Source organism: Pseudoduganella namucuonensis, from assembly GCF_900116645.1.
Classification (GTDB): domain Bacteria; phylum Pseudomonadota; class Gammaproteobacteria; order Burkholderiales; family Burkholderiaceae_D; genus Rugamonas; species Rugamonas namucuonensis.
On record NZ_FPBO01000043.1, the window covers coordinates 46,558 to 67,091 of the forward strand.

Below are 20,534 nucleotides of genomic sequence, written 5' to 3' on the forward strand. Positions count from 1 at the left end.
ACCCCGATCCCGCCTAGTCGCCGATGACGGCGACCACCGGCGCGTGGTCGGACGGCTGTTCCCACTTGCGCGGCGCGCGGTCCACCACGCACGAGCTGCAGCGGCTGGCCAGCGGCCCGGACAGCAGGATGTGGTCGATGCGCAAGCCCTTGTTCTTCTGGAATCCCAGCATGCGGTAATCCCACCAGCTGAAGGTCTTCTCGGCCTGCTCGAACAGGCGGAAGGAGTCGGTCAGCCCCAGGCCGAACAGCGCCCGCAGCGCGGCGCGCTCGGGCTCCGAGCACAGCACCTGGCCGGCCCACGCGGCCGGATCGTGCACGTCGCGGTCGTCCGGGGCGATGTTGTAGTCGCCCAGCACCGCCAGGTTGGGGTGGGCGGCCGCCTCCAGCTCCAGCCAATGGCGGAACGAGGCCAGCCAGCCCAGCTTGTATTCGTATTTGTCGGTGCCGACCGCCTGGCCGTTGGGCACGTAGGCGCACACCACGCGCACGCCGGCTATGGTGGCGGCCAGGATGCGCTGCTGCGCGTCCTCGTAATGGGGATTGTTGCGCACCACGTCGGTCATCGGCAGTTTCGACAGGATGGCCACGCCGTTGTACGTCTTCTGCCCGCTGAACACCACCTGGTAGCCGGCCGCCTCGATGGCGGCGGCGGGGAATTTGTCGTCGGTGAGCTTGGTTTCCTGGATGCAGAGCACGTCCACCGGGTTGGCCTCCAGCCATTTCAGCACGTGGGGAAGGCGCACGTTCAGGGAGTTCACGTTCCAGGTGGCGAGTATCATCGGCAAGTCCTATTGTGTTGGCGTAAAAATCGCGAAGTCTGCATTATACAAAACGCCTCTGAAAAGCAGGCTTTTGGCGCTTTAGAGACGAAAGCTGTTGCAAAATGTAACAAGAATGAAAAAAATTGCCGATAATGCTTCATTGTTATCAAATTGGTACTAATATTCCATAAACGGCGGCCGAAAATAAAATATACTTAAGTTGTCGTGGAGCGAACTGGATTTCCCCTAAAGTAACAACACTGTGCTTAAAAATTTGTTGTGCTGGGTAAATAAGTGGTACTATAGGGAAATAGTTGTTGTTTAAACAGTGAGATATGCGCGAAGCATTTGTAAAGGATTAAAATGCGATCTGCATTTGAAGCATGGGCGCAGCGCGACGGACACATCGTCCGCCGGCGTGAAGACAAGCCAGAGGAATACCTGGTATTCGAGACGCAACGCCGCTGGGTGATCTGGCAGGCGGCACTGGAGCATGGCAAATCGCCAGCGGGACGCAAATCGGCGGCGCAGAAGGACGCGGCTGTCGTCGAGAAGGCCGCCAGCGCGCGCGCCGGCTTGCAGCGCGCCCCGGCGGTGACCCAGGAGGACGCCCAGGTGCGCAACCAGGTGCTCAACGAGGTTCTGGACGCGTTTTCCCGCTTGGACGGCGAATCCGGCATGGACGACATTCTGAAGGTGATCCAAAGCCTGAAGAAAGGCCAAGTGCCGCAGCAAGCCGCCGCCGTGCGCACCATCGAAAACGCCAAGGCGACCGAGCGCTGATGCGCAGGCGGCCAGGCCAGTGGCAGGCAGCCGCCGCGGCGCTGCTGTGGAGCGCTGCCGCCGCCGTTCCGGCGGAGACCATCGGCTCGGTCGACACCGCCTTCAAACTGATCGGCCCCGACCACAAGGTCGTGGTCGAAGTCTTCGACGACCCCCGCGTTTCCGGCGTCAGCTGCTATCTTTCCCGCGCCAAGACCGGCGGCCTCAAGGGCGCGGTCGGCTTGGCCGAGGACAAGGCCGAATCCTCCGTGGCCTGCCGCCAGGTGGGCGACCTCAAGTTCAGCGGCGTTTTGCCGTTGCAGGAGGAAGTGTTCACCGAGCGGGCCTCGCTCTTCTTCAAGCATGTGCGCGTGGTGCGCATGGTGGACGTGAAGCGCAACGCGCTGGTCTATCTCGTGTATTCGGACCGCCTGATCGACGGCAGCCCGAAAAACAGCGTGACCGCCGTGCCCGTCCCGGCCAGCCAGCCGGTTCCCGTTCGCCGCTGAGGCTTCCATGTTCCGTTACGCCGCGAGCGCTGCGCTGGTCCTGCTGGCCGGCTGCGGCACCCTCACCGAATCGCGCGACCAGCAAATCCTGGTGCAGACCGTGCTAGACCATCGGCCGGTGGACGGCGTCGGCTGCGTGCTGGCCAACGACGCCGGGCGCTGGTTCGTCACCACGCCGGCGCGCGTGGTGGTGCGCAAGAGCGCCGGGCCACTGCGGGTCGATTGCCGCAAGGAGGGCGCGGGCGGTGCGGAGGAACGGGTCGATTCGCGCCAGAACCGCACGCTGTGGGGCAATTACGTGCTGACCGGGGGATTGGGCAACTACGTCGACCGCAACACGGGACGCGGCTTCGACTACCCGCCGGTGTTGACGGTGATCCTGCGGGGAGAGCACGGGGCCGAGCCGCGCGCCGCGCCGCCCGAGGGGCGGGCGGTTTATTGAACCCGGAGGCGTAACCCTGGGGTCGGACCCGCTGGGTCCGACCCCGGATTTCGCGGTGGGTTTAAGCGCGATTCAGCAGGTAGTTCGCCAGCAGCGGCACCGGGCGGCCGGTGGCGCCCTTGGCGCCGCCCGATTTCCAGGCGGTGCCGGCGATGTCCAGGTGGGCCCAGGTGTACTTGCGGGTGAAGTTTTCCAGGAAGGCCGCCGCCGTGCACGAGGCCCCGCCCGGCGTGCCGATGTTGCCCAGGTCGGCGAAGTTGGATTTCAGCTGCTCGTTGTACTGCTCGCCGATCGGCAGGCGCCACGCGGTGTCGCCGGTGGCCTTGCCGGCCGCCAGCAGCGCGTCGGCCAGCCGGTCGTGGGCCTCGTCGTCGCGCGTGAACAGGCCGCTGTTGTGGTGGCCCAGCGCCACGATGCAGGCGCCGGTCAGGGTCGCGATGTCGATCACCACGGCCGGGTTGAAGCGCTCGGCGTAGGTCAGCGCGTCGCACAGCACCAGGCGGCCCTCGGCGTCGGTGTTCAGCACCTCGATGGTCAGGCCGTTCATCGAGGTGACGATGTCGCCCGGCTTGGTGGCGCGGCCGGACGGCATGTTCTCGCAGGCGGCCACGATGCCGATCACGTTCTGGTCCAGGCCCATCTCGCCGATGGCGCGGAAGGTGCCCAGCACCGACGCGGCGCCGCACATGTCGTACTTCATCTCGTCCATGCCGGGACCGGCCTTGATCGAAATGCCGCCGGTGTCGAAGGTGATGCCTTTGCCCACCAGTACCACCGGCGCGTCCTTGGCCTTGCCGCCCTTGTGCTTCAGGACGATGAACTTCGGCGGCTGCTCGCTGCCGTTGGTGACGGACAGGAAGCTGCCCATCTGCAGCGCCTCGAGCTGCTTGCGGTCCAGCACCTCGACCTCGAACTTGTAGTCCTTGGCCAGCTTCTTGGCGGTGTTGGCCAGGTAGGTCGGGGTGCAGACGTTGGCCGACAGGTTGCCCAGGTCCTTGGTCAGTTCCATGCCGTTGGCGATCGCCACGGCCTGCGCCAGCGCCAGCTTGCTGGCGGCGGTGTTGGGCACGGCCAGCGCCAGTTTCTTCACGCCGGCGGGCGCCGGATCCTTCTTGCTCTTTTGCGTGTCGGTGCGGTAGACGCTTTCGCGCGCGGCCTGCACCACGGCGCGGATGGCCCACGACGCGTCGCGGTCTTTCACTTCGGTCAATGGTAGTGCGATAATGGCGTCCGCCGCGCCCAGGGTCGAGAAAGCCTTGATCGCGGCCTGCACGCCGGAGGCGAAGCTCTTCTCGCCGACCGCCTCGTCGGCGCCCAGGCCCACCAGCAGCACGCGGTCGGCGGCGGCGCCCTTCAGGCCGCGCAGCAGCAGCGTGGTGCCGGCCTTGCCCGTGATGTCGCCGGATTTCAACGCGGCCGTGATTTCGCCTGCGCCGTCCAGGGCCTTAGCTGCGGCCGAAAGCTTCTTGTTTTCGTAGACGCCCACTGCTATGCAGCCGCTTTTGGCGGCGGTTACGGTGGTTTTTGCGTCGAATGCTTTTATGCTAAAGTCCATTGATTTCTCCGTGATGTTACTTGTTACTTAAACTTACCTAGCGCTTATTTAAGCGAATTATATTCGAATGATTTTTCACCGCGCCCTACAACGCGAGCTAGCCAGTGCGGCCGGGGCCACCTTCACGGTGCTGTTCACAGTCATCGTCACCTGGACCCTGATCACCATCCTCGGCAAGGCCGCGGGCGGCAAAGTCGCGTCGAACGATGTGATCGCGCTGATCGCATTCGCAGCCCTGAATTATCTGCCAACTATCCTGATCCTCACCAGCTTTATTTCGGTGCTGATGGTGGTCACGCGCACCTACCGCGACTCGGAGATGGTGGTGTGGTTCGCCTCCGGCCTGAGCCTGGCGCGCTGGATACGGCCGGTGCTCACGTTCGGCCTGCCGATGGTGCTGCTGACCGGCATACTCAGTTTCTACGCCACGCCGTGGGCCAAGCAGAAAAGCTCGGAATACGCGGAGCGCTTCCAGAAGCGCGAGGACCTGCAGCAGGTCTCGCCCGGCCAGTTCCGCGAATCGGCGTCGTCCAACCGCATCTTCTTCGTCGAGGGCGTGTCCGGCCAGACCGCCGTGGTGCACAACGTGTTCGTCAACACGGTCGACGAGAAGGGCACCTCGGTGGTGGTGGCCAAGGAAGGCGTGATCAGCAACACGCCCGAGGGCGACCGCTTCCTGGTGCTGAAGAACGGCCGCCGCTACCAGGGCACGCCCGGCAGCGCGGACTTCCAGACCATGGAGTTCGAGCGCTACAGCATGCGCGTGGCCAGCAAGGCGCAGGACCTGGCCGCCAACCAGAACGCGGACGCGATACCGACCGATGAACTGCTGCGCTCCAGCGGCCCCGGGGTGCAGGGCGAGCTGCTGTGGCGCATCTCGCTGCCCATCACCTGCCTGCTGCTGATATTGCTGGCCATCCCCATGGGCTTCGTCAATCCGCGCGCCGGCAGTTCCTCCAACCTGATCGTGGCGCTGCTGATCTTCTTCGCCTACCAGAACCTGATCAAGGTGTTCGAGGCCAGCGTCAAGCAGGGCCGCTTCAGCTTCGGCACGGCCTGGTGGCCGCTGCACCTGGCGGTGGCGCTGGTGGTGGTGGGCATGTTCACCTGGCGCGCCAACGTCAACCACCGCTACCATCCGCGCGTGCTGTGGGCGGCGCTCAAGCGCGGCGGCAAAGCGAAGGCGGTGGCGCCATGAGCATCCTGCAACGCTACTTCGCGTCCTCGATCGCGCAGTCGGTGGCCTTCGTGCTGCTGGCCTTCCTGGCGCTGGCCGCCTTCATGGACCTCACGGCCGAACTGCCCTCGGTCGGCAAGAACGGCTACGGCCTGCAGCACGCGCTGCTGTATGTGCTGATATTGCTGCCGGAGCGGATCTACCGCGTGCTGCCGGTGGCGGCGCTGATCGGCACCATCTACACCATGGCGCAGTTCGCGTCCTCGTCCGAGTTCACCATCATGCGCGCGTCCAGCATGTCGACCCGCATGGCGGCCGGCATGCTGTTCCGCGTCGGCGCGGTGATCGTGGCGGTGGCCTTCCTGTTCGGCGAGGTGATCGTGCCGCGCACCTCGCCGGTGGCGGAGAAGGTGAAGCTGACGGCGCAGGGCGCGGCGGTCTCCGCCGAGTTCCGCTCCGGGCTGTGGACCAAGGACATCATCAAGAGCGAGGGCCTGACCGGCACCGTGCTCGGCTCGCGCTTCTTCAATGTGCGCGAGGCGCGTCCGGACGGCCAGCTGCTGGACGTGAAACTGTACGAGTTCGACACCGGCTTCCGTCTGAGCTCCCTGATCCAGGCCAAGCGCGCCACCTACCAGGGCAACAGCATGTGGCGGCTGTACGACGTGACCGAGAACCGCTTCAGCAATCCGGCGCTGGCGGCGGCCGGCGGCGTGGCCAACGCGGAAAACCATTTCGCGCAGGAGACCAGCAAGGTCGAGACGGTGAAGATGGCCACGCGCGACCTGGTGTCCGAGATCACGCCCAAGATCATGTCGGTGTCGCGCCGCGACCCGGAGCGCATGTCCGCCAACGAGCTGGCCGTGTACACGCGCCACCTGGCGGAAAACCGGCAGGAGACCCACCGCTTCAAGATCGCCTTCTGGAAGAAGCTGTTCGACCCGCTGGCCATCTTCGTGCTGATGGGACTGGCCCTGCCGTTCGCCTACCTGCACGCGCGCAGCGGCGGCGTGAGCCTGAAGATCTTCGTCGGCATCATGATAGGGATCAGCTTCATGCTGATCAACACGCTGTTCTCGCACATCGGCATGCTGTCGACCTGGCCGCCGGTGCTGACGGCGGCGGCGCCCAGTTTGCTGTTCCTGCTGCTGGCGATAGGCGCCCTGTGGTGGGTGGAAAGGCATTGACCATGAAACAACGCGCACTGATCCTGTTTGCCCACGGCGCCCGCGCCGCCAGCTGGGCCGAGCCCTTCGAAAGGCTGCGCGGCCTGACGCAGGCGCGCCTGCCGGACGTGGACGTTTCGCTGGCCTTCCTGGAGTTGATGTCGCCGCGGCTGCCCGAGCGGGTGGACGAGTTGGCGGCGGCCGGCGCCACCGAGATTGCGCTGGTGCCGGTGTTCCTGGGGCAGGGCGGCCATGTGCTGCGCGACCTGCCGCTGATGGTCGACGCGCTGAGGCTGAAGTACCCGCACGTGCGCTTCAGCGTCGCCACGGCGGTGGGGGAGGCGCCGGACGTGCTCAACGCCATGGCGGACTACTGCGTCGCGGCGGCTGCGGCTTCGGCGGAATAACCTTCGGTTACTCCGCCCTACGTTGCTGTGCTGGCGCGTTGATTTCGCAGGGCGGGGCTTTAGGCCCGCCGGCGGCACGGCGGCCTCGCTTACTGCCCGGCGGCCTCGGACTGCCGTGCCATCGCGGCCAGCGTCGATCCCGGCTGCTCCAGCTCGCGCTGCATGATGGCGCGCAGGCCGTCGGAGCGGATCTGGTCCAGCGCCGCCTTCATCATGTTGTCCGCCTCGTCATCCTCTTCCATGCCGCGCAGCACGGCCAGCACCAGCCGCACCTCCTTCGCGTAGTTCAGCACGTAGGCCAGCAGCGTGGGCGCCGCCGACGCGGGCTGGCTGGAGAGCGCCTCGGCGCCGTCGTTCAGCCGCTCCGCCAACGCCGCGATGCGCTCCGCCGGCGACGGCAGGAAGCGGCGCGCCAGCTGGAAGTCCTCGCACTTCACCAGCGCCGTCATGGCCAGTTCGGCGCACTGTTCGGCGATGGCCGAGTCGATGCCGTCCAGCGACAGGAACAGCTGGTGGGTGGCCTGCACTTCGCGCAGCGCCTCGTTGATGGCGGCGATCTCGCGGAAGCGCTCCACGGTGGCGGCGCCACCCAGCATGCGGGCCGATTCGCGCTCGCGGATGGCCTGCAGCGCGGCGCGCGCGGGCGGGAACAGCTCGGCCAGGTAGATCCAGTCGCGCAGGGCGAACGACAGGCGCACGCCGCGCCATTCCGGGGACACCTCCAGCGCGTGCTCGTGCAGCCAGAGGTGGTCCTTCAGCGCATCCTGGTAACGGCCCGCCAGCCTGGCCTCGCGGGCGCGTTCAAACACTTCATTCGGCTGCTGCATACCACCTCCTTGAAAATCGAAGGCGATATTCTAACGCAGCCGCGACCTTCCCATCCTTTAACGCCTCTTTACCACACGCGGCACACTTTTTCCCCGGGCTTGACCACGGGCTGGCCCGGCTTGCACGAGAAGGCCTGGGCGAACTCCGGCAGGTGCCGGCCATGGCGTGGAGAAGTGGGGGTTACGGACCGTCCGCCGCCTGGTGCGGACGGGCGGCCATGGCGTGGCCCAGCATGACCAGCACCGGGCCGTGCGCCGCGTCCAGGCCGTGCGCCAGTTGGGCCAGCGTGATGCGCACGACGCGCTGGTCGGGACGGCTGACGTTCTCGATGACGACCACCGGGGTCTCGGGCTCGCGCCCCTGCGCCAGCAGGCGTTCGGCGGTGATGATGGCTTCCCGGCCGCCCATGTACTGCACCAGCGTGTCGCTGTCGGGCATGTCGGTTTCCTCGGCGTGTTCGGGCGCCGTGCTGGAGGTGAAGAAGGCGACGCTGCGCGCCACGCCGCGCTTGGTCAGCGGCTGCTTGGTGGCCGCCGCCGCCGCGACGGCGGTCGTGATGCCGGGCACCACCTCCACCTCGATGCCGGCCTCCTCCAGCGCGCGCAATTCCTCGTCCGCGCGGCCGAACAGCATCGGGTCGCCGCCCTTCAGGCGCACCACCAGCTTGAAGCGGCCGGCGTTGTCCACCAACTGCTGGTTGATGACGGTTTGCGCGGTGGAGCGCTGGCCCGAGCGCTTGCCGACCGGGATCTTCAGCGCCTGCGGGCACAGCTCCAGCATTTCCTCGGTCACCAGCGCGTCGTGCAGCACGACTTCGGCTTGCGCCAGCAGGCGCGCGCCGCGCAGGGTGATCAGGTCCTGGGCGCCGGGACCTGCGCCGATGAGGTAGACCTTGCCGAGTTGGGACATGCTGGTGCTCCATTAAAGATATATACGTTGAAACTAAAGGGGCCAGGCCGCGCGTCGCGAACCTGGCCCCGGGTACTGGCGCGTGTCCGCTTAGTCGGCGAGGCGGATCATGCCGGCGGCGACCGTCTGGTGCGTGACCTCGTCGATCAGGATGAAGGCGCCGGTGGCGCGGCTGCCGGTGTAGTCGTCGGCCGCCAGCGGCTGCTGCACGGTCAGCGAGATGCGCGCCACGTCGTTCAGCTTGAGCGCGTCCGCGTCGCTGCGCTGCTGGGTGTTGATGTCCAGCAGGGACTCGATCTTGGTGATCTTGGCGGCGGTCTGCTTGGTGCCGTGCTTGATCCAGTACTTGCGGCGCACGTCCAGCGCGTCCTCCGACAGCCAGCACACGTCCGCGTTCAGGTTCTTCAGCAGGGTGGCCGGCTGCTCGCTGGAGGACAGCATGTCGCCGCGCGAGATGTCCAGGTACTCCTCCAGCAGCAGGGTCACGGACTGGCCGGCGCTGGCCGACTGGTGCGAGCCCTCGAAGGTCAGGATGTCCTTGACGGTGGCGCTCTTGCCCGAGGGCTGCACCACCAGCTTGTCGCCCACCTTCACGTTGCCGGCCTCGATGCGGCCCATGTAGCCGCGGAAGTCGTTGGCCTCGTGGCCGTTGTGGCGCGCCACCAGCTGCACCGGGAAGCGGAACGGCGCGTGGTGCGACTCGTCGTACACGGACAGCGACTCGAGCAGCTCGATCAGGGTCGGGCCCTGGTACCAGGGCATGTTCTCGCCCGCGTCCACCACGTTGTCGCCGGTCAGGGCCGACAGCGGGATCGGGGTGATGTCCTTCAGGCCCAGCGTCGCGGCGAACTCGCCGTAGGCCTTGACGATGCGGTCGTAGATGGCCTGGTCGTAGTCCACCAGGTCCATCTTGTTGACGGCCACGACCACGTGCTCGATCTGCAGCAGGTGGGCGATGGTGGAGTGGCGCTTGGTCTGGATCAGCAGGTCCACGCCGCCGTCCTCGCGCAGCTTCACTTTCGACACGTCGATCAGGATGATCACCGCGTCGGCGGTCGATGCGCCGGTCACCATGTTGCGGGTGTACTGCTCGTGGCCCGGGGTGTCGGCGATGATGAACTTGCGCTTGGGCGTGGCGAAGTAGCGGTAGGCCACGTCGATGGTGATGCCCTGTTCGCGTTCTGCCTCCAGGCCGTCGGTCAGCAGCGACAGGTCGATGGTGTCGCCCACGGTGCGCTTGTTCTTGGCGCGCGACACGGCGGCCAGCTGGTCGGCGAAGATGCCCTTGCTGTCGAACAGCAGGCGGCCGATCAGGGTGCTCTTGCCGTCATCCACGGAGCCGGCGGTGATGAAACGCAGCAGACCGCGTTCGGACAGGTTTTGACCGTTGTTTTCAATGCGTGCGTTCATCAGAAGTAACCTGCTTTCTTACGTTTTTCCATGGAGGCTTCGGAGGTCTGATCGTCCATCCGGGTGGCGCCGCGTTCAGTGATCTGGGTGATGGCGGTTTCGGCGATGATGGCCTCCACCGTCGCCGCGTCCGACGACACCGGGCAGGTGCACGAGATGTCGCCCACGGTGCGGAAGCGCACCACCTGGGTTTCGACGGTCTCGCCGTCGCGCGGCGGGGTCAGGTCGGTCAGCGGCACCAGCAGGCCGTTGCGCGGGATCACCTGGCGCTCGTGCGCGAAGTAGATCGGCGGCAGTTCCAGCTTCTCGCGGGCGATGTACTGCCACACGTCCAGCTCGGTCCAGTTCGAGATCGGGAACACGCGCATGTTCTCGCCCGGATGCACGCGGGTGTTATACAGGTCCCACAGTTCCGGACGCTGGGCCTTCGGGTCCCACTGGCCGAACTCGTCGCGGAAGGAGAAGATGCGCTCCTTGGCGCGGGCCTTCTCCTCGTCGCGGCGGGCGCCGCCGATGCAGGCGTCGAAGCCGTGCTCGGCGATGGTTTCCAGCAGCGTCACGGCCTGGGCCGCGTTGCGCGAATCGGTCTGCGGGTTGCGCAGGCGCACGGTGCCCTTCTTGATCGAGTCCTCCACCGAGCCCACGATCAGGCGCTCGCCCAGTTCGGCCACGCGCTTGTCGCGGAAGGTGATCACTTCCTGGAAGTTGTGGCCGGTGTCGATGTGCACCAGCGGGAACGGGAACTTGCCCGGACGGAATGCCTTTTCGGCCAGGCGCAGCAAGACCACGGAGTCCTTGCCGCCCGAGAACAGCAGGGCGGGGTTGGTGCATTCGGCGGCGACTTCGCGCAGGATGTGGATCGCTTCCGATTCCAGCACATCCAGGTGGCGCGAGTTCACGTCGTCCAGGCCGCCGGCAGCGGCTTGTTTCTCAAGCGGAGCATTCATTTGAACTAACCTATTCTGTTTATTCTAGTGGCCGGCATTCACGCGGCCACGGATTTAATGCGTATCAGTTTGCCATCGACCACGTGCAGACCGCATTCCTTCGATTCCGGGTTTTCCCACCACCAGCGGCCGGCGCGCACATCCTCGCCCGGTTCGATGGCGCGGGTGCAGGGCGCGCAGCCGATCGACGGATAGCCCTGGTCGTGCAACGCATTGTACGGCACGTTGTTGGCCTTGATATAGTCCCAGACGTCCTGCTCGGACCAGTCGGCCAACGGGTTGAACTTGGTCATGAAGTGGGCCGGATCGTCCTCCTCCACCATCAGCGAGCTGCGGGTGGCCGCCTGCGCGCGGCGCTGGCCCGTGACCCAGGCCTGGTTCCCGGCCAAGGCGCGGCCCAGCGGCTCGACCTTGCGGATGCGGCAGCATTCCTTGCGCATCTCCACGCTGTCGTAGAAGGCGTTCAGGCCGTTCCGCGCCACGTAGGCGTCCACCGCCGCGGTTTCCGGACGGTACAGCGTGATGTCGTAGCCGTAGGTTTCCTTGACCTTGTCCACCATCGCCAGCGTTTCCGCGTGCAGGCGGCCCGTTTCCAGCGAAAAGATGGTGATCGGGAGCTGGGACTTCAAAATCAGGTCGGTCAGCACCATGTCCTCGGCCGCCAGGCTGGAGGCGAACACCGCCGGCGTGAAATCGCGGACGATGCGCTCCAGCGTCTGCCGGGTGGCGGCGACCAGGGCGAGTTGCTCGTTGCTTAGCTGGCTCATTGGGCTGGCTCCGTCCTCAGATGCCGAAGCCGACGTCGCCGGTCTCGGCGTGGCCCCCGACGCGGACGTGGCGGCGGAACAGCGGCGCCTTCTGGTCGACGGAGGCCGAATAGGTCTCGGAGAAGTCGGACAGGCCCTTGAGCGCGTCCTCGATGCTGCGGTCCGGACGGGTGGCGAAGGCGTTGAAGCCCACGCGCTGCATCGAGAACAGCTGGTCGCGCAGCACGTCGCCGATGGCGCGCAGTTCGCCGGTGTAACCCAGGCGCATGCGCAGGTTGTAGGCGATCGAATAGCCGCGGCCGTCGGTGAATTTGGGGAAGTCGACCGCCACCAGGGCGAACTGGTCGAACTGGCCCTTCAGCGTTTCCGGACGCTCGTCGCTGGCGATCCAGACGCCGATCTCGCCGGCGGCGGCGCGCGCGGCCAGGGCCTCGCCCTGCGCCAGCCAGGCGGCCAGCGGCACGATCACCTTGCCGGCCGGGATTGCCAGCGCGGCCGCGTCTTGACCTTCCTCGGCGCGCAGCACGGTCCAGTCGTCGGCGACGATCTCGCGGTTCTTGATAATCTTAGACATACTCATCCTCTCCCACCAGGCGGCCGGCATCGACGATCGGCGTGGCGTAAACAAATTCCTTGAACGGCGCGACGCCCAGGCGCGTGGCGGTATCGATGAAGCGTTCGCCGTCGATACGGTCGCGTACATACACTTGCAGGATGCGGCCGATCACTTCCGGCATTTGCAGCGCGGAGAACGACGGCCCGATGATCTTGCCGATGGCCGAGCTGTTGCCCTGCGCGCCGCCGACCGACACCTGGTACCACTCGCTGCCGTCCTTGTCCACGCCCAGGATGCCGATGTTGCCGACGTGGTGGTGGCCGCAGGCGTTGATGCAGCCCGAGATGTTCAGTTCGATCTCGCCGATGTCGTGCTGGAAGTCCAGATTGTCGAAGCGTTCCGCGATGGCGGCCGCGATCGGCAGCGACTTGGCGTTGGCCAGCGAGCAGAAGTCGCCGCCGGGGCAGCAGATCATGTCGGTCAGCAGGCCGATGTTCGGCGTGGCCAGGCCGTGGGCCTTGGCTTCCTGCCACAGCGCGAACAGCTGCGTTTGCTCGACGTCGGCCAGCACGATGTTCTGCTCGTGCGTGACGCGCAGTTCGCCGAAGCTGTAGCGGTCGGCCAGCTCGGCCATGAAGTCCATCTGCTCGGCGGTGGCGTCGCCCGGCGGCACGCCGGTCTTCTTCAGCGACAGCACCACGGCCGCGTAGCCGGGCTGCTTGTGCGCCTTGACGTTGCGCTTGAGCCAGTTGGCGTAGGCCTTGTTGTCGGCGGCCTGGGACTGGTCGATGTCGGCCAGCTGCTTGTACGGATGCGGCTGGAAATAGGCGATCACGCGCTCCATCTCTTCCAGCGTCAGCGTCTGGGCGCTATCCTTCAGGTCGGTCCATTCCTCTTCCACCTGGCGCGCGAACTCCTCGGCGCCGATGGCTTTCAGCAGGATCTTGATGCGGGCCTTGTACTTGTTGTCGCGGCGGCCGTACTGGTTGTACACGCGCATCACCGCCTCGATGTAGGTCAGCAGGTGTTCGCGCGGCAGGAACTCGCGGATCACGGTGCCCAGGATCGGGGTGCGGCCCATGCCGCCGCCGACCATGACCTTGAAGCCGATCTCGCCGGCCTCGTTGTACACCACGGTCAGGCCGATGTCGTGCACGGCGATGGCGGCGCGGTCTTCCTTGGCGCCGTTGACGGCGACCTTGAACTTGCGCGGCAGCGCGATGAACTCGGGGTGGAAGGTCGACCACTGGCGCAGGATTTCGCAGTAGGGGCGCGGATCGATGATCTCGTCCGCCGCCACGCCGGCGTATTCGTCGGTGGTGGTGTTGCGGATGCAGTTGCCCGAGGTCTGGTTGGCGTGCATCTCCACCGACGCCAGGTCGGCCAGGATGTCCGGGGTCTGTTCCAGCTCCACCCAGTTGAACTGGATGTTCTGGCGGGTGGTGAAGTGGCCGTAGCCGCGGTCGTACTTGCGCGCGATATGGGCGAACATGCGCATCTGCTTGCTCGCCAGCAGGCCGTAGGGAACGGCGATGCGCAGCATGTAGGCGTGGCGCTGCATGTACAGGCCGTTCTGCAGGCGCAGCGGCAGGAATTCGGCTTCGCTCAGCTCATCGGACAGACGGCGGCGCACCTGGTCGCGGTACTGGGCGATGCGCTCCCGCACGATGAGATGGTCATATTGATCGTATTGATACATATCGTTCCTAAAAAAAACGCTGGCGCCAGGGGCTGGCTCTTTCAAAGTATCCCAAACTAGCCGCAATGGTAATAAACTCCTGCTTTATTCCAAACTACTTACTCTTTATTTGCTTATATGCGTATTGGGTATAAGCATCAGCGTAAAATAGCGGATGGAACGCCACCACCAGATCCCGAGAACAATAAATGAATCTTCACCAACTGCGGTTCGTCCGTGAAGCGGTACGCCAGAACTACAACCTGACGGACGCCGCGAAAGCCTTGTTCACCTCCCAGCCGGGTGTCTCCAAGGCCATTATCGAGCTGGAAGAGGAACTGGGCGTCGACATCTTCACCCGCCACGGCAAGCGGATCCGGGGCCTCACCGAGCCCGGCCGCCTGGTGCTGGAGTCCGTCGAGCTTATCATGCAGGAGATCGACAGCCTGAAACGCATCGGCAAGGAATACGCGGCGCAGGACAGCGGCAGCTTCACCATCGCCACCACCCACACCCAGGCGCGCTACACCCTGCCCAAGGTGGTGCAGGCCTTCATGGTGAAATTCCCCAAGGTGCGCTTGTCTTTATTGCAAGGAAACCCGCGCCAGATCGCCGAGATGGTGCAGCGCGACCAGGCCGACCTGGCGATCGCCACCGAATCGATCGCCGGGGTTGAAAACCTGGTCACCTTGCCATGTTATCAATGGGAACACGTGGTGGTGGTGCCGCCCGACCATCCGCTGCTCAAATCGAAGGCGATCACGCTGGAAGAGATTGCGGCTTTCCCGCTGATCACCTACGATGGCGCCTTCGCCGGCCGCAGCAAGATCGACCACGCCTTTTCGCTGCGCGGCCTGAAACCGGACATCCTGCTGGAAGCCATCGACGCGGACGTCATCAAGACCTATGTGGAACTGGGCATGGGCATCGGCATCATCGCCGGCATGGCCTTCGACTCCGAGCGCGACCGCAGCCTGCGCGCCATCTCGGCCGGCCACCTGTTCGGCATGAACGTGTCGCGCGTGGCTGTCAAGCAGGGCGCCTACCTGCGCAGTTACATCTACACATTCATCGAGCTGCTCGCCCCGACGCTCAACCGCAAGTTGATCGAACAGGCCATGAGTGGTGAAAAAGACAATTACGAGCTGTAAATCATGAATTCCCTACAAAAATACTATGCGCAGTGCGCGCTCACTTACGACGACATCTACGAGCAGGAGGAGCGCCAGGACGACCTGGAGGAGCTGCAGGCCCGCGTCGCCGAGCTGCTGAGCGGCCACACGGTGCTGGAACTGGCCTGCGGCAGCGGCTACTGGACCGAATACGCCGCCATCGGCGCGAAGGCGATCACGGCCATCGACAGTAGCGCGGAAATGCTGGCCCTGGCGGCCGAGCGCGAGCTGGACGAGGACGTGGTGCGCTTCGAGCTGGCCGACGCCATGACGCTGCCGGACGACGTGGCGCCGGGCCAGTACACCGCCTGTTTCGCGGCCGGCTGGTGGTCGCACGTGGGCCGCGCCGCGCAGGACAAGTACCTGGCGCTGCTGCGCGCCAAGCTGGGCAAGGACGTGCTGCTGGTGCTGCTGGACAGCTGCCACGTGGAGGGCGTCAGCATGCCGATCGCCCGCACCGACGCGGACGGCAACACCTACCAGTTCCGCCTGACTGCGGACGGCGCGCGCCACGAGATCATGAAGAACTACCCCAGCGACAGCTTCATCCGCAAGCGCCTGGCCACGGCCGCGCGTGACGTGCGGGTGAACCGCCTGGAGTACTATTGGATCGCCACCGCCCGCCTGAAGTAGGCGCCGGGGAGTAACTTTTATTGCTGATGTCATATTGTTGAAGCATTTGTTAGGCAAGATTCGCCCCGTCAAGTTTTCAAGCGACTCTTTCCTCAACAACCAGACAATGGAACATCAAGTGAAAAAACTTACCCTGGCAGCACTGCTTTTCGGCGCGTTCTCGGCATCGGCGTATGCGCAATCGAACGTGACCATCTACGGTCTGGTCGACGCCGGCCTGGTGCGTGAAAGCGGCGGCGCCGCCGGCAGCGTGACCAAAGTCACGAGCGGCATCGGCGGCCAGTCGCGCCTCGGCTTCCGCGGCGTGGAAGACCTGGGCAACGGCCTGCAAGCCGTGTTCACCCTGGAAAACGGCTTCAAGGCCGACGACGGCACCATGGACAACACCACCAGCGCGCTGTTCAACCGCCAGGCCTACGTCGGCCTGAAGAGCAAGGAACTGGGCCAGCTCACCCTCGGCCGTCAGTACACCATGCTGTACAACGCCCTGAGCAAAGTGGCCGACCCGTTCGGCGCAGGCTACGCCGGCTCGACCAAGAACCTGTTCGCCACCGCCGGCGCCAATACCCGCGTCAGCAACGCGCTGGTGTACGCCAGCCCGGTGGTGTCCGGCTTCTCCGCCGAACTGCTGTACGCGCTGGGCGAGCAGGCCGGCAGCAACAAGGCCGGCCGCCAGATCGGCCTGGGCCTGGGCTATGCGCAGGGTCCGCTGAACGTCACCCTGGCGCACAACAAGCGCAACCAGGACACCGCCGCCGTCGGCACCACGCCCGCCGTTATCCGCGATGAAGCCAAGAACACGCTGCTGGCCGCCAACTACGACTTCAAGGTCGTGAAGGCCTATTTCGGCTACGCCTGGAACAAGGGCCTGAACAGCTCGCCGCTGCCGGTGGCCAACGCCTTCGGCTTCCGCGTCGCCCCCGTCGCGTCGACCGACAGCAACGACCTGGTGGCCGGTGTGAACGTGCCGGTCGGCACCGGCAACCTGCTGGCCTCCTACAGCCGCAAGGACGACAAGACCGTGCGCAACCAGGACGCCGACCAGTGGGCCGTGGGTTACCTGTACCCGCTGTCGAAGCGCACCAGCACCTATGTCGCATACGCCCGTATCAAGAACAAGAACGGCGCCGGCTACACCGTGGGCAACAACAACGAGGCCGGCAGCGGCGACAGCGCCTTCAACCTCGGCATCCGCCACGCGTTCTAATACGCGTTCGTTCCAGCACGCGTTCGTCCTGGGCGCGTACTAATCGGCCGCGGCCGCGCTGGCGCGGTCCGCTTCCGGCGGCAGGGGCAGCACCACGTCGATGCGCGTGCCGCCCCTGTCGTCGGTGTCCCCCAGCACCATTTCCCCCTGCAGCGCGCGCACCCGCTCGCGCATGCCGATCAAGCCCAGCGAGTGCGGCTTGGCCAGGTCGGGTTCGCTGATGCCGATGCCGTCGTCGGCGATGCCGATGCGCAGCGTCTGGCCATGCCGCCGCACCGACAGCCACACGTGCTCGGCCTGGGCGTGGCGCGCGATATTGGTCAGCGATTCCTGCACGATGCGGAACACGGCGGTGCTGTAGCGGTCGTCCAGCGCCAGTTCGGATTCGGCCGCGTTCAGTTCGCATTCGATCGAGTAGCGTTGCTCGAAGTCCTCGCGCAAGGTCTGCAGCGCGAAGTACAGGCTGCCGTCGTCCAGCGCGCGCGGACGCATGTTGCTGGCGATGCGGCGCAGCGAGGTGATGGCCGACAGCAGCAACTCGTTCATGCTGTGGATCTGCTGGCTGGCGTTTTCCGGCAGGGCCTGCTGTTGCAGCAGGCTGAGGTCCACCCGCAGCGTGGCCAGCAACTGGCCGAGGTCGTCGTGCAGCTCGCGCGCGATATGGCGGCGCTCGTCGTCGCGTATGGTTTGCAGGCGGGAGGTGTCGCAGGCGCGTCGGCCCACGATTTGTTCGTCTCGTCGGGGATAGGGAGGGGCGCCGCGCTTGTCCATGTTGCTTCCTCGCGACCGGATGAGGGTGGTCGCCAGTTTCAAGGTAAGCGAGCCGCCGCGCCAGGTATTGATCTGGCTCAGGCGGCTTCGGTTTACATTTGCTTGAACAGGTGAAGGAAGCTGCGCGAGACTTCCAGCTTGTCCGAGCGGTCCTTGATCAGTACCAGATGGCGGCCGCGGATGTCCCGCGTGACGCCTTCGATGGCGTTCACATTGACCAGCGTGGCGCGGTGGATCTGCCAGAACAGGTCCGGGTCCAGTTCCTCGGCCAGGTCGCGCACTGGCTTGCGGATCAGCGCCTCGTACTTGGCGGTCTGCACACAGGTGTATTTCTCGTCGGAGCGGAAGAACAGGATCTCCTCGACCGGGATCATGCGCAGGTCCTGGCCGATGCTGGCCTGTATCCATTGCAGATAGGTCTTCTTCGGCGCGGCGATCTTTTCCGCCAACTGCGACAGCATGGCGGTGACGCTGGCGTTGACGTCCGGCGCGCCCGCGCCCGGGGGCGCGGACAGGCGGGTTTTCAGGCGGTCCACGGTGATCTGCAGACGCTCGAGCTCGGGCGGTTTCAGCACATAGTCCACCGCGCCGCGCTCGAAGGCCTCCACGGCATAGGCGTCGTAGGCGGTCACGAACACCACATTGCTCTTGTTGCCGATCAGGGCGGCCGCTTCCATGCCGGTCTTGCCCGGCATGCGGATGTCGAGGAAGGCGAAATCGGGCTTGAGCTGGTCGACCAGTTCGACCGCCTCGTCGCCGTTTTTCGCTTCGCCGACGATGTCGAGCTCCGGCCATACCTGGCCCAGGCGCATACGCAGCTGGTCGCGCATCAAACGTTCGTCGTCGGCAATGATTGCAGTTGGCATAGTAGGATAAGTGTTAAAAACGAGTGCCAATTATTCAATGAATTGGCCCTTTAATCAATCGCCTTCTCGCGGTCCCCCTCCGCCGTCTTATTTGGCGGCCAGCGCGTAGGGAACTTCGATGGTGGCGATCACGCCGCTGGGCTGGTTGGGCTCGATGCGCAGCGCGCCATCGGCGCCATGCAGCAGCTTCAGGCGTTCGCGGATATTGCTCAGACCGAGGCCGGTGCCATCGCTGGGCTTGGCGCCGAAGCCGAGCCCGTCGTCGGTCACCACCACCTGCAGCTTGTTGTGGGCCACCTGGGCGCGCACTTTCAGCGTGCCGCCCTCCGGCTTGCCCTCCAGGCCGTGCTTGATGGCGTTCTCGACCATGGATTGCAGCATCATGGGCGGGAAGGCGGCGGTGCGCAGGCCTTCGGGGATGTCGAAATCGATGGTCAGGCGCTCCTCCATCCGCATTTTCAAGAGCGCCAAGTAGGCCGCCACCATGTCCGCCTCGCGGCCCAGGTTGGTGATCAGCGTGTTGTCGCGCATTTGCGGCAGCACCGCGCGCAGGTATTTGATCAGGCTGCGCTGCATGGCCGAGGCGCGCGGCGGGTCGGTTTCGATCAGGTGCTCGACCGACGCCAGCGTGTTGAACAGGAAGTGCGGCTCCACCTGCGCCTGCATCATCTGCATTTTCGCCTCGCTCAACTGGCGCTGCATGGATTCGCGCTCGGCCGCGGCGTTGGCGAACATGGTTTGCGCCTCGGCGCGCTTTTTGCCGCCCATCAGCGCCTTGGTCGCGAACAGCGCCAGCACCAGCAGGGAGACGAAACTCTTGAACCAGGTCGACGCCTGCTTGTGATAGCGGGACACCTTCTGCTCGGCCGCGTCGTCCACGGCCTCCTCGATGGCGTTCGAGAGTTCCTCGCCGATCTGCGGCGGCAGTTCGATGTGGACTTCCTCTCCGGGCATCATGGGCGCGTTGGGGGAGGTGGGACGGGCCGGCTTGGCGGCCTTGGCGGGCGGAGCCGGGGGCGCCTCCGGGGCTTCGGGATGAGCGGGCGCTTCCGGCAGTTCCGGCGGCTCCGGCGGCGCGGGAGCGCCATCGGAGCCGTCCGCGGCCGGGGTTTCCTTGCGTCCCTTGCGCGGATTCTTGAAGTGGATGCCGCTGTCGTCGATGGTGATATTGGTGTCGGCGGAGCGCTTGTCGCGCCGGGAAGTGGTTTCCTCGGTGGGCGGCGAAGAGAAGAGCTCGTCCTGCAGAATGGAGGCGGCGATCAGGGCCAGGGCAGCGAACAGGAAGAACTTCCACCACGACAGTTGTGTCACCCAGGTCGCGGTCGCGTCGAAACCGCGATGCAGCGACGCCAATATCGTCTTCAGCGTGTCTTGTACTTTGGGTTGAGGAAACATGTAATGCCTTCAAATCTCTCGAATGGTGCAACTCTACGCAAGCTGGCGGCGAATCGCCATCGTATTGCGACAGTCTGCGCAAAACGGGGGATGGGCCGGAAAAGTAGCGCTTGCCGAGGGCGGGAGGCTTTGCTATAGTTCTGTCCCTCGCAACGCCGCACGCAAGTGCAGCGAAGTGAAGAAGAAAAAGATGTTGACGAGCTGCACGAAACACCGCATAATCTCATCTCTCTGCTGCGAACAAAACGATTCGCTGAAAACTGCAGAAAAGATCTTTAAAAATTAACAGTCGATAAGTGTGGGCGTTTGATGATGATGCCGGAGGCGCAAGCCTCTTAGCTCAAATTATTAAACGCTCGCACAATATATTAAACGTGACCTTCGAAAGAAGGAATCGTCAGTATTTTGAGTGAGCGACCTCCGATAGCAGTATCGGAAAAACAGAGATTGAACTGAAGAGTTTGATCCTGGCTCAGATTGAACGCTGGCGGCATGCTTTACACATGCAAGTCGAACGGCAGCGCGGGGCAACCTGGCGGCGAGTGGCGAACGGGTGAGTAATATATCGGAACGTACCCAAGAGTGGGGGATAACGTAGCGAAAGTTACGCTAAT

Annotated in this window: 21 protein-coding genes and 1 rRNA gene; 10 read left to right on the forward strand and 12 right to left on the reverse strand. The window is 64.9% G+C overall.

Annotated features, from left to right (window positions below; translation table 11 throughout):
* Positions 1-13 precede the first annotated feature (13 nt).
* Positions 14-781, reverse strand: a complete 768-nt coding sequence (xth, locus tag BM436_RS30715) for an exodeoxyribonuclease III (protein ID WP_093559974.1) — start codon at positions 779-781, stop codon at positions 14-16.
* A 345-nt stretch (positions 782-1,126) separates the two neighbouring features.
* Between xth and BM436_RS30720 the strand changes: the two genes are divergently transcribed.
* The 3 genes from BM436_RS30720 to BM436_RS30730 are packed head-to-tail and all read left to right on the forward strand — an operon-like array spanning position 1,127 to position 2,476.
* Positions 1,127-1,546, forward strand: coding sequence for a phiTE_015 family protein (locus tag BM436_RS30720; RefSeq protein WP_093559976.1), 420 nt, complete (start codon positions 1,127-1,129; stop codon positions 1,544-1,546).
* Positions 1,546-2,034: a CreA family protein gene (locus BM436_RS30725; RefSeq protein ID WP_093559978.1), complete on the forward strand. Its 489-nt coding sequence runs from the start codon at positions 1,546-1,548 to the stop codon at positions 2,032-2,034. Before BM436_RS30720 ends, BM436_RS30725 begins: the two co-directional genes overlap by 1 nt.
* Before the next feature lie 7 nt (positions 2,035-2,041).
* On the forward strand, positions 2,042-2,476 hold the full coding sequence (locus BM436_RS30730; protein ID WP_093559980.1) for a hypothetical protein: 435 nt from the start codon (positions 2,042-2,044) through the stop codon (positions 2,474-2,476).
* A 61-nt stretch (positions 2,477-2,537) separates the two neighbouring features.
* On the opposite strand, the gene BM436_RS30735 is transcribed toward BM436_RS30730, so the two are convergent.
* Complete coding sequence (locus BM436_RS30735) at positions 2,538-4,031, reverse strand: leucyl aminopeptidase (RefSeq protein WP_093559982.1); 1,494 nt, start codon at positions 4,029-4,031, stop codon at positions 2,538-2,540.
* A 67-nt stretch (positions 4,032-4,098) separates the two neighbouring features.
* Here BM436_RS30735 and lptF point away from each other — a divergent pair, with 67 nt between their 5' ends.
* From lptF to BM436_RS30750, 3 genes are read left to right on the forward strand one after another with little or no spacing between them, the layout of a single operon-like run.
* Entirely contained in the window at positions 4,099-5,229 is a 1,131-nt protein-coding gene (gene lptF / locus BM436_RS30740; RefSeq protein WP_093559984.1) for an LPS export ABC transporter permease LptF, read from the forward strand.
* Positions 5,226-6,395, forward strand: coding sequence for an LPS export ABC transporter permease LptG (gene lptG, locus BM436_RS30745; RefSeq protein WP_093559986.1), 1,170 nt, complete (start codon positions 5,226-5,228; stop codon positions 6,393-6,395). The genes lptF and lptG overlap by 4 nt, the downstream gene beginning before the upstream one ends.
* A gap of 2 nt (positions 6,396-6,397) precedes the next feature.
* Positions 6,398-6,781, forward strand: a complete 384-nt coding sequence (locus BM436_RS30750) for a sirohydrochlorin chelatase (RefSeq protein WP_093559988.1) — start codon at positions 6,398-6,400, stop codon at positions 6,779-6,781.
* Between the two features lie 89 nt (positions 6,782-6,870).
* Here the strand turns inward: BM436_RS30750 and BM436_RS30755 are convergent, their stop codons facing one another.
* The 7 genes from BM436_RS30755 to BM436_RS30785 form a co-directional block, all read right to left on the reverse strand.
* Positions 6,871-7,608 (reverse strand): hypothetical protein, encoded by a 738-nt coding sequence (locus BM436_RS30755; RefSeq protein WP_093559990.1) that lies wholly within the window; start codon positions 7,606-7,608, stop codon positions 6,871-6,873.
* 181 nt (positions 7,609-7,789) lie between these two features.
* Positions 7,790-8,518: a uroporphyrinogen-III C-methyltransferase gene (gene cobA, locus BM436_RS30760; RefSeq protein WP_093559992.1), complete on the reverse strand. Its 729-nt coding sequence runs from the start codon at positions 8,516-8,518 to the stop codon at positions 7,790-7,792.
* Between the two features lie 90 nt (positions 8,519-8,608).
* On the reverse strand, positions 8,609-9,928 hold the full coding sequence (locus BM436_RS30765) for a sulfate adenylyltransferase subunit 1 (RefSeq protein ID WP_093559994.1): 1,320 nt from the start codon (positions 9,926-9,928) through the stop codon (positions 8,609-8,611).
* On the reverse strand, positions 9,928-10,875 hold the full coding sequence (gene cysD, locus BM436_RS30770; RefSeq protein WP_093559996.1) for a sulfate adenylyltransferase subunit CysD: 948 nt from the start codon (positions 10,873-10,875) through the stop codon (positions 9,928-9,930). Before cysD ends, BM436_RS30765 begins: the two co-directional genes overlap by 1 nt.
* Before the next feature lie 38 nt (positions 10,876-10,913).
* Positions 10,914-11,642, reverse strand: a complete 729-nt coding sequence (locus BM436_RS30775; protein ID WP_093559998.1) for a phosphoadenylyl-sulfate reductase — start codon at positions 11,640-11,642, stop codon at positions 10,914-10,916.
* 16 nt (positions 11,643-11,658) lie between these two features.
* Entirely contained in the window at positions 11,659-12,216 is a 558-nt protein-coding gene (locus BM436_RS30780; protein ID WP_093559999.1) for a DUF934 domain-containing protein, read from the reverse strand.
* Entirely contained in the window at positions 12,209-13,897 is a 1,689-nt protein-coding gene (locus BM436_RS30785) for a nitrite/sulfite reductase (protein ID WP_093560001.1), read from the reverse strand. Before BM436_RS30785 ends, BM436_RS30780 begins: the two co-directional genes overlap by 8 nt.
* A gap of 188 nt (positions 13,898-14,085) precedes the next feature.
* On the opposite strand from BM436_RS30785, the gene BM436_RS30790 reads away from it, so the two are divergent.
* From BM436_RS30790 to BM436_RS30800, 3 genes are all read left to right on the forward strand, one after another.
* Positions 14,086-15,027, forward strand: coding sequence for a CysB family HTH-type transcriptional regulator (locus BM436_RS30790; RefSeq protein WP_093560003.1), 942 nt, complete (start codon positions 14,086-14,088; stop codon positions 15,025-15,027).
* Between the two features lie 3 nt (positions 15,028-15,030).
* Entirely contained in the window at positions 15,031-15,681 is a 651-nt protein-coding gene (locus tag BM436_RS30795) for an SAM-dependent methyltransferase (protein ID WP_093560005.1), read from the forward strand.
* 118 nt (positions 15,682-15,799) lie between these two features.
* Positions 15,800-16,888 (forward strand): porin, encoded by a 1,089-nt coding sequence (locus BM436_RS30800; RefSeq protein ID WP_371859693.1) that lies wholly within the window; start codon positions 15,800-15,802, stop codon positions 16,886-16,888.
* A 39-nt stretch (positions 16,889-16,927) separates the two neighbouring features.
* Here BM436_RS30800 and BM436_RS30805 read toward each other — a convergent pair whose 3' ends face one another.
* The 3 genes from BM436_RS30805 to BM436_RS30815 form a co-directional block, all read right to left on the reverse strand.
* Positions 16,928-17,611 carry a sensor histidine kinase gene (locus BM436_RS30805; RefSeq protein WP_229490888.1) on the reverse strand — a complete coding sequence of 228 codons (684 nt, stop codon included), beginning with the start codon at positions 17,609-17,611 and terminating at the stop codon, positions 16,928-16,930.
* Between the two features lie 140 nt (positions 17,612-17,751).
* Positions 17,752-18,525: a LytR/AlgR family response regulator transcription factor gene (locus BM436_RS30810; protein WP_093560009.1), complete on the reverse strand. Its 774-nt coding sequence runs from the start codon at positions 18,523-18,525 to the stop codon at positions 17,752-17,754.
* 87 nt (positions 18,526-18,612) lie between these two features.
* Positions 18,613-19,920 carry a sensor histidine kinase gene (locus BM436_RS30815; RefSeq protein WP_093560011.1) on the reverse strand — a complete coding sequence of 436 codons (1,308 nt, stop codon included), beginning with the start codon at positions 19,918-19,920 and terminating at the stop codon, positions 18,613-18,615.
* A 449-nt stretch (positions 19,921-20,369) separates the two neighbouring features.
* On the opposite strand from BM436_RS30815, the gene BM436_RS30820 reads away from it, so the two are divergent.
* A 16S ribosomal RNA gene (locus tag BM436_RS30820) occupies positions 20,370-20,534 on the forward strand; the annotation flags it as partial.

Excerpts from the sequence above, each read along its gene's own strand:
- BM436_RS30780 (WP_093559999.1), bottom strand. The coding sequence starts at position 12,216 with ATGTCTAAGATTATCAAGAACCGCGAGATCGTCGCCGACGACTGGACC.
- lptG (WP_093559986.1), top strand. The coding sequence starts at position 5,226 with ATGAGCATCCTGCAACGCTACTTCGCGTCCTCGATCGCGCAGTCGGTG.
- BM436_RS30810 (WP_093560009.1), bottom strand. The coding sequence starts at position 18,525 with ATGCCAACTGCAATCATTGCCGACGACGAACGTTTGATGCGCGACCAG.
- BM436_RS30775 (WP_093559998.1), bottom strand. The coding sequence starts at position 11,642 with ATGAGCCAGCTAAGCAACGAGCAACTCGCCCTGGTCGCCGCCACCCGG.
- lptF (WP_093559984.1), top strand. The coding sequence starts at position 4,099 with ATGATTTTTCACCGCGCCCTACAACGCGAGCTAGCCAGTGCGGCCGGG.
- BM436_RS30755 (WP_093559990.1), bottom strand. The coding sequence starts at position 7,608 with ATGCAGCAGCCGAATGAAGTGTTTGAACGCGCCCGCGAGGCCAGGCTG.
- cobA (WP_093559992.1), bottom strand. The coding sequence starts at position 8,518 with ATGTCCCAACTCGGCAAGGTCTACCTCATCGGCGCAGGTCCCGGCGCC.
- BM436_RS30730 (WP_093559980.1), top strand. The coding sequence starts at position 2,042 with ATGTTCCGTTACGCCGCGAGCGCTGCGCTGGTCCTGCTGGCCGGCTGC.
- xth (WP_093559974.1), bottom strand. The coding sequence starts at position 781 with ATGATACTCGCCACCTGGAACGTGAACTCCCTGAACGTGCGCCTTCCC.
- BM436_RS30750 (WP_093559988.1), top strand. The coding sequence starts at position 6,398 with ATGAAACAACGCGCACTGATCCTGTTTGCCCACGGCGCCCGCGCCGCC.
- BM436_RS30735 (WP_093559982.1), bottom strand. The coding sequence starts at position 4,031 with ATGGACTTTAGCATAAAAGCATTCGACGCAAAAACCACCGTAACCGCC.
- BM436_RS30790 (WP_093560003.1), top strand. The coding sequence starts at position 14,086 with ATGAATCTTCACCAACTGCGGTTCGTCCGTGAAGCGGTACGCCAGAAC.
- BM436_RS30785 (WP_093560001.1), bottom strand. The coding sequence starts at position 13,897 with ATGTATCAATACGATCAATATGACCATCTCATCGTGCGGGAGCGCATC.
- BM436_RS30795 (WP_093560005.1), top strand. The coding sequence starts at position 15,031 with ATGAATTCCCTACAAAAATACTATGCGCAGTGCGCGCTCACTTACGAC.
- cysD (WP_093559996.1), bottom strand. The coding sequence starts at position 10,875 with ATGAATGCTCCGCTTGAGAAACAAGCCGCTGCCGGCGGCCTGGACGAC.
- BM436_RS30720 (WP_093559976.1), top strand. The coding sequence starts at position 1,127 with ATGCGATCTGCATTTGAAGCATGGGCGCAGCGCGACGGACACATCGTC.
- BM436_RS30725 (WP_093559978.1), top strand. The coding sequence starts at position 1,546 with ATGCGCAGGCGGCCAGGCCAGTGGCAGGCAGCCGCCGCGGCGCTGCTG.
- BM436_RS30765 (WP_093559994.1), bottom strand. The coding sequence starts at position 9,928 with ATGAACGCACGCATTGAAAACAACGGTCAAAACCTGTCCGAACGCGGT.
- BM436_RS30815 (WP_093560011.1), bottom strand. The coding sequence starts at position 19,920 with ATGTTTCCTCAACCCAAAGTACAAGACACGCTGAAGACGATATTGGCG.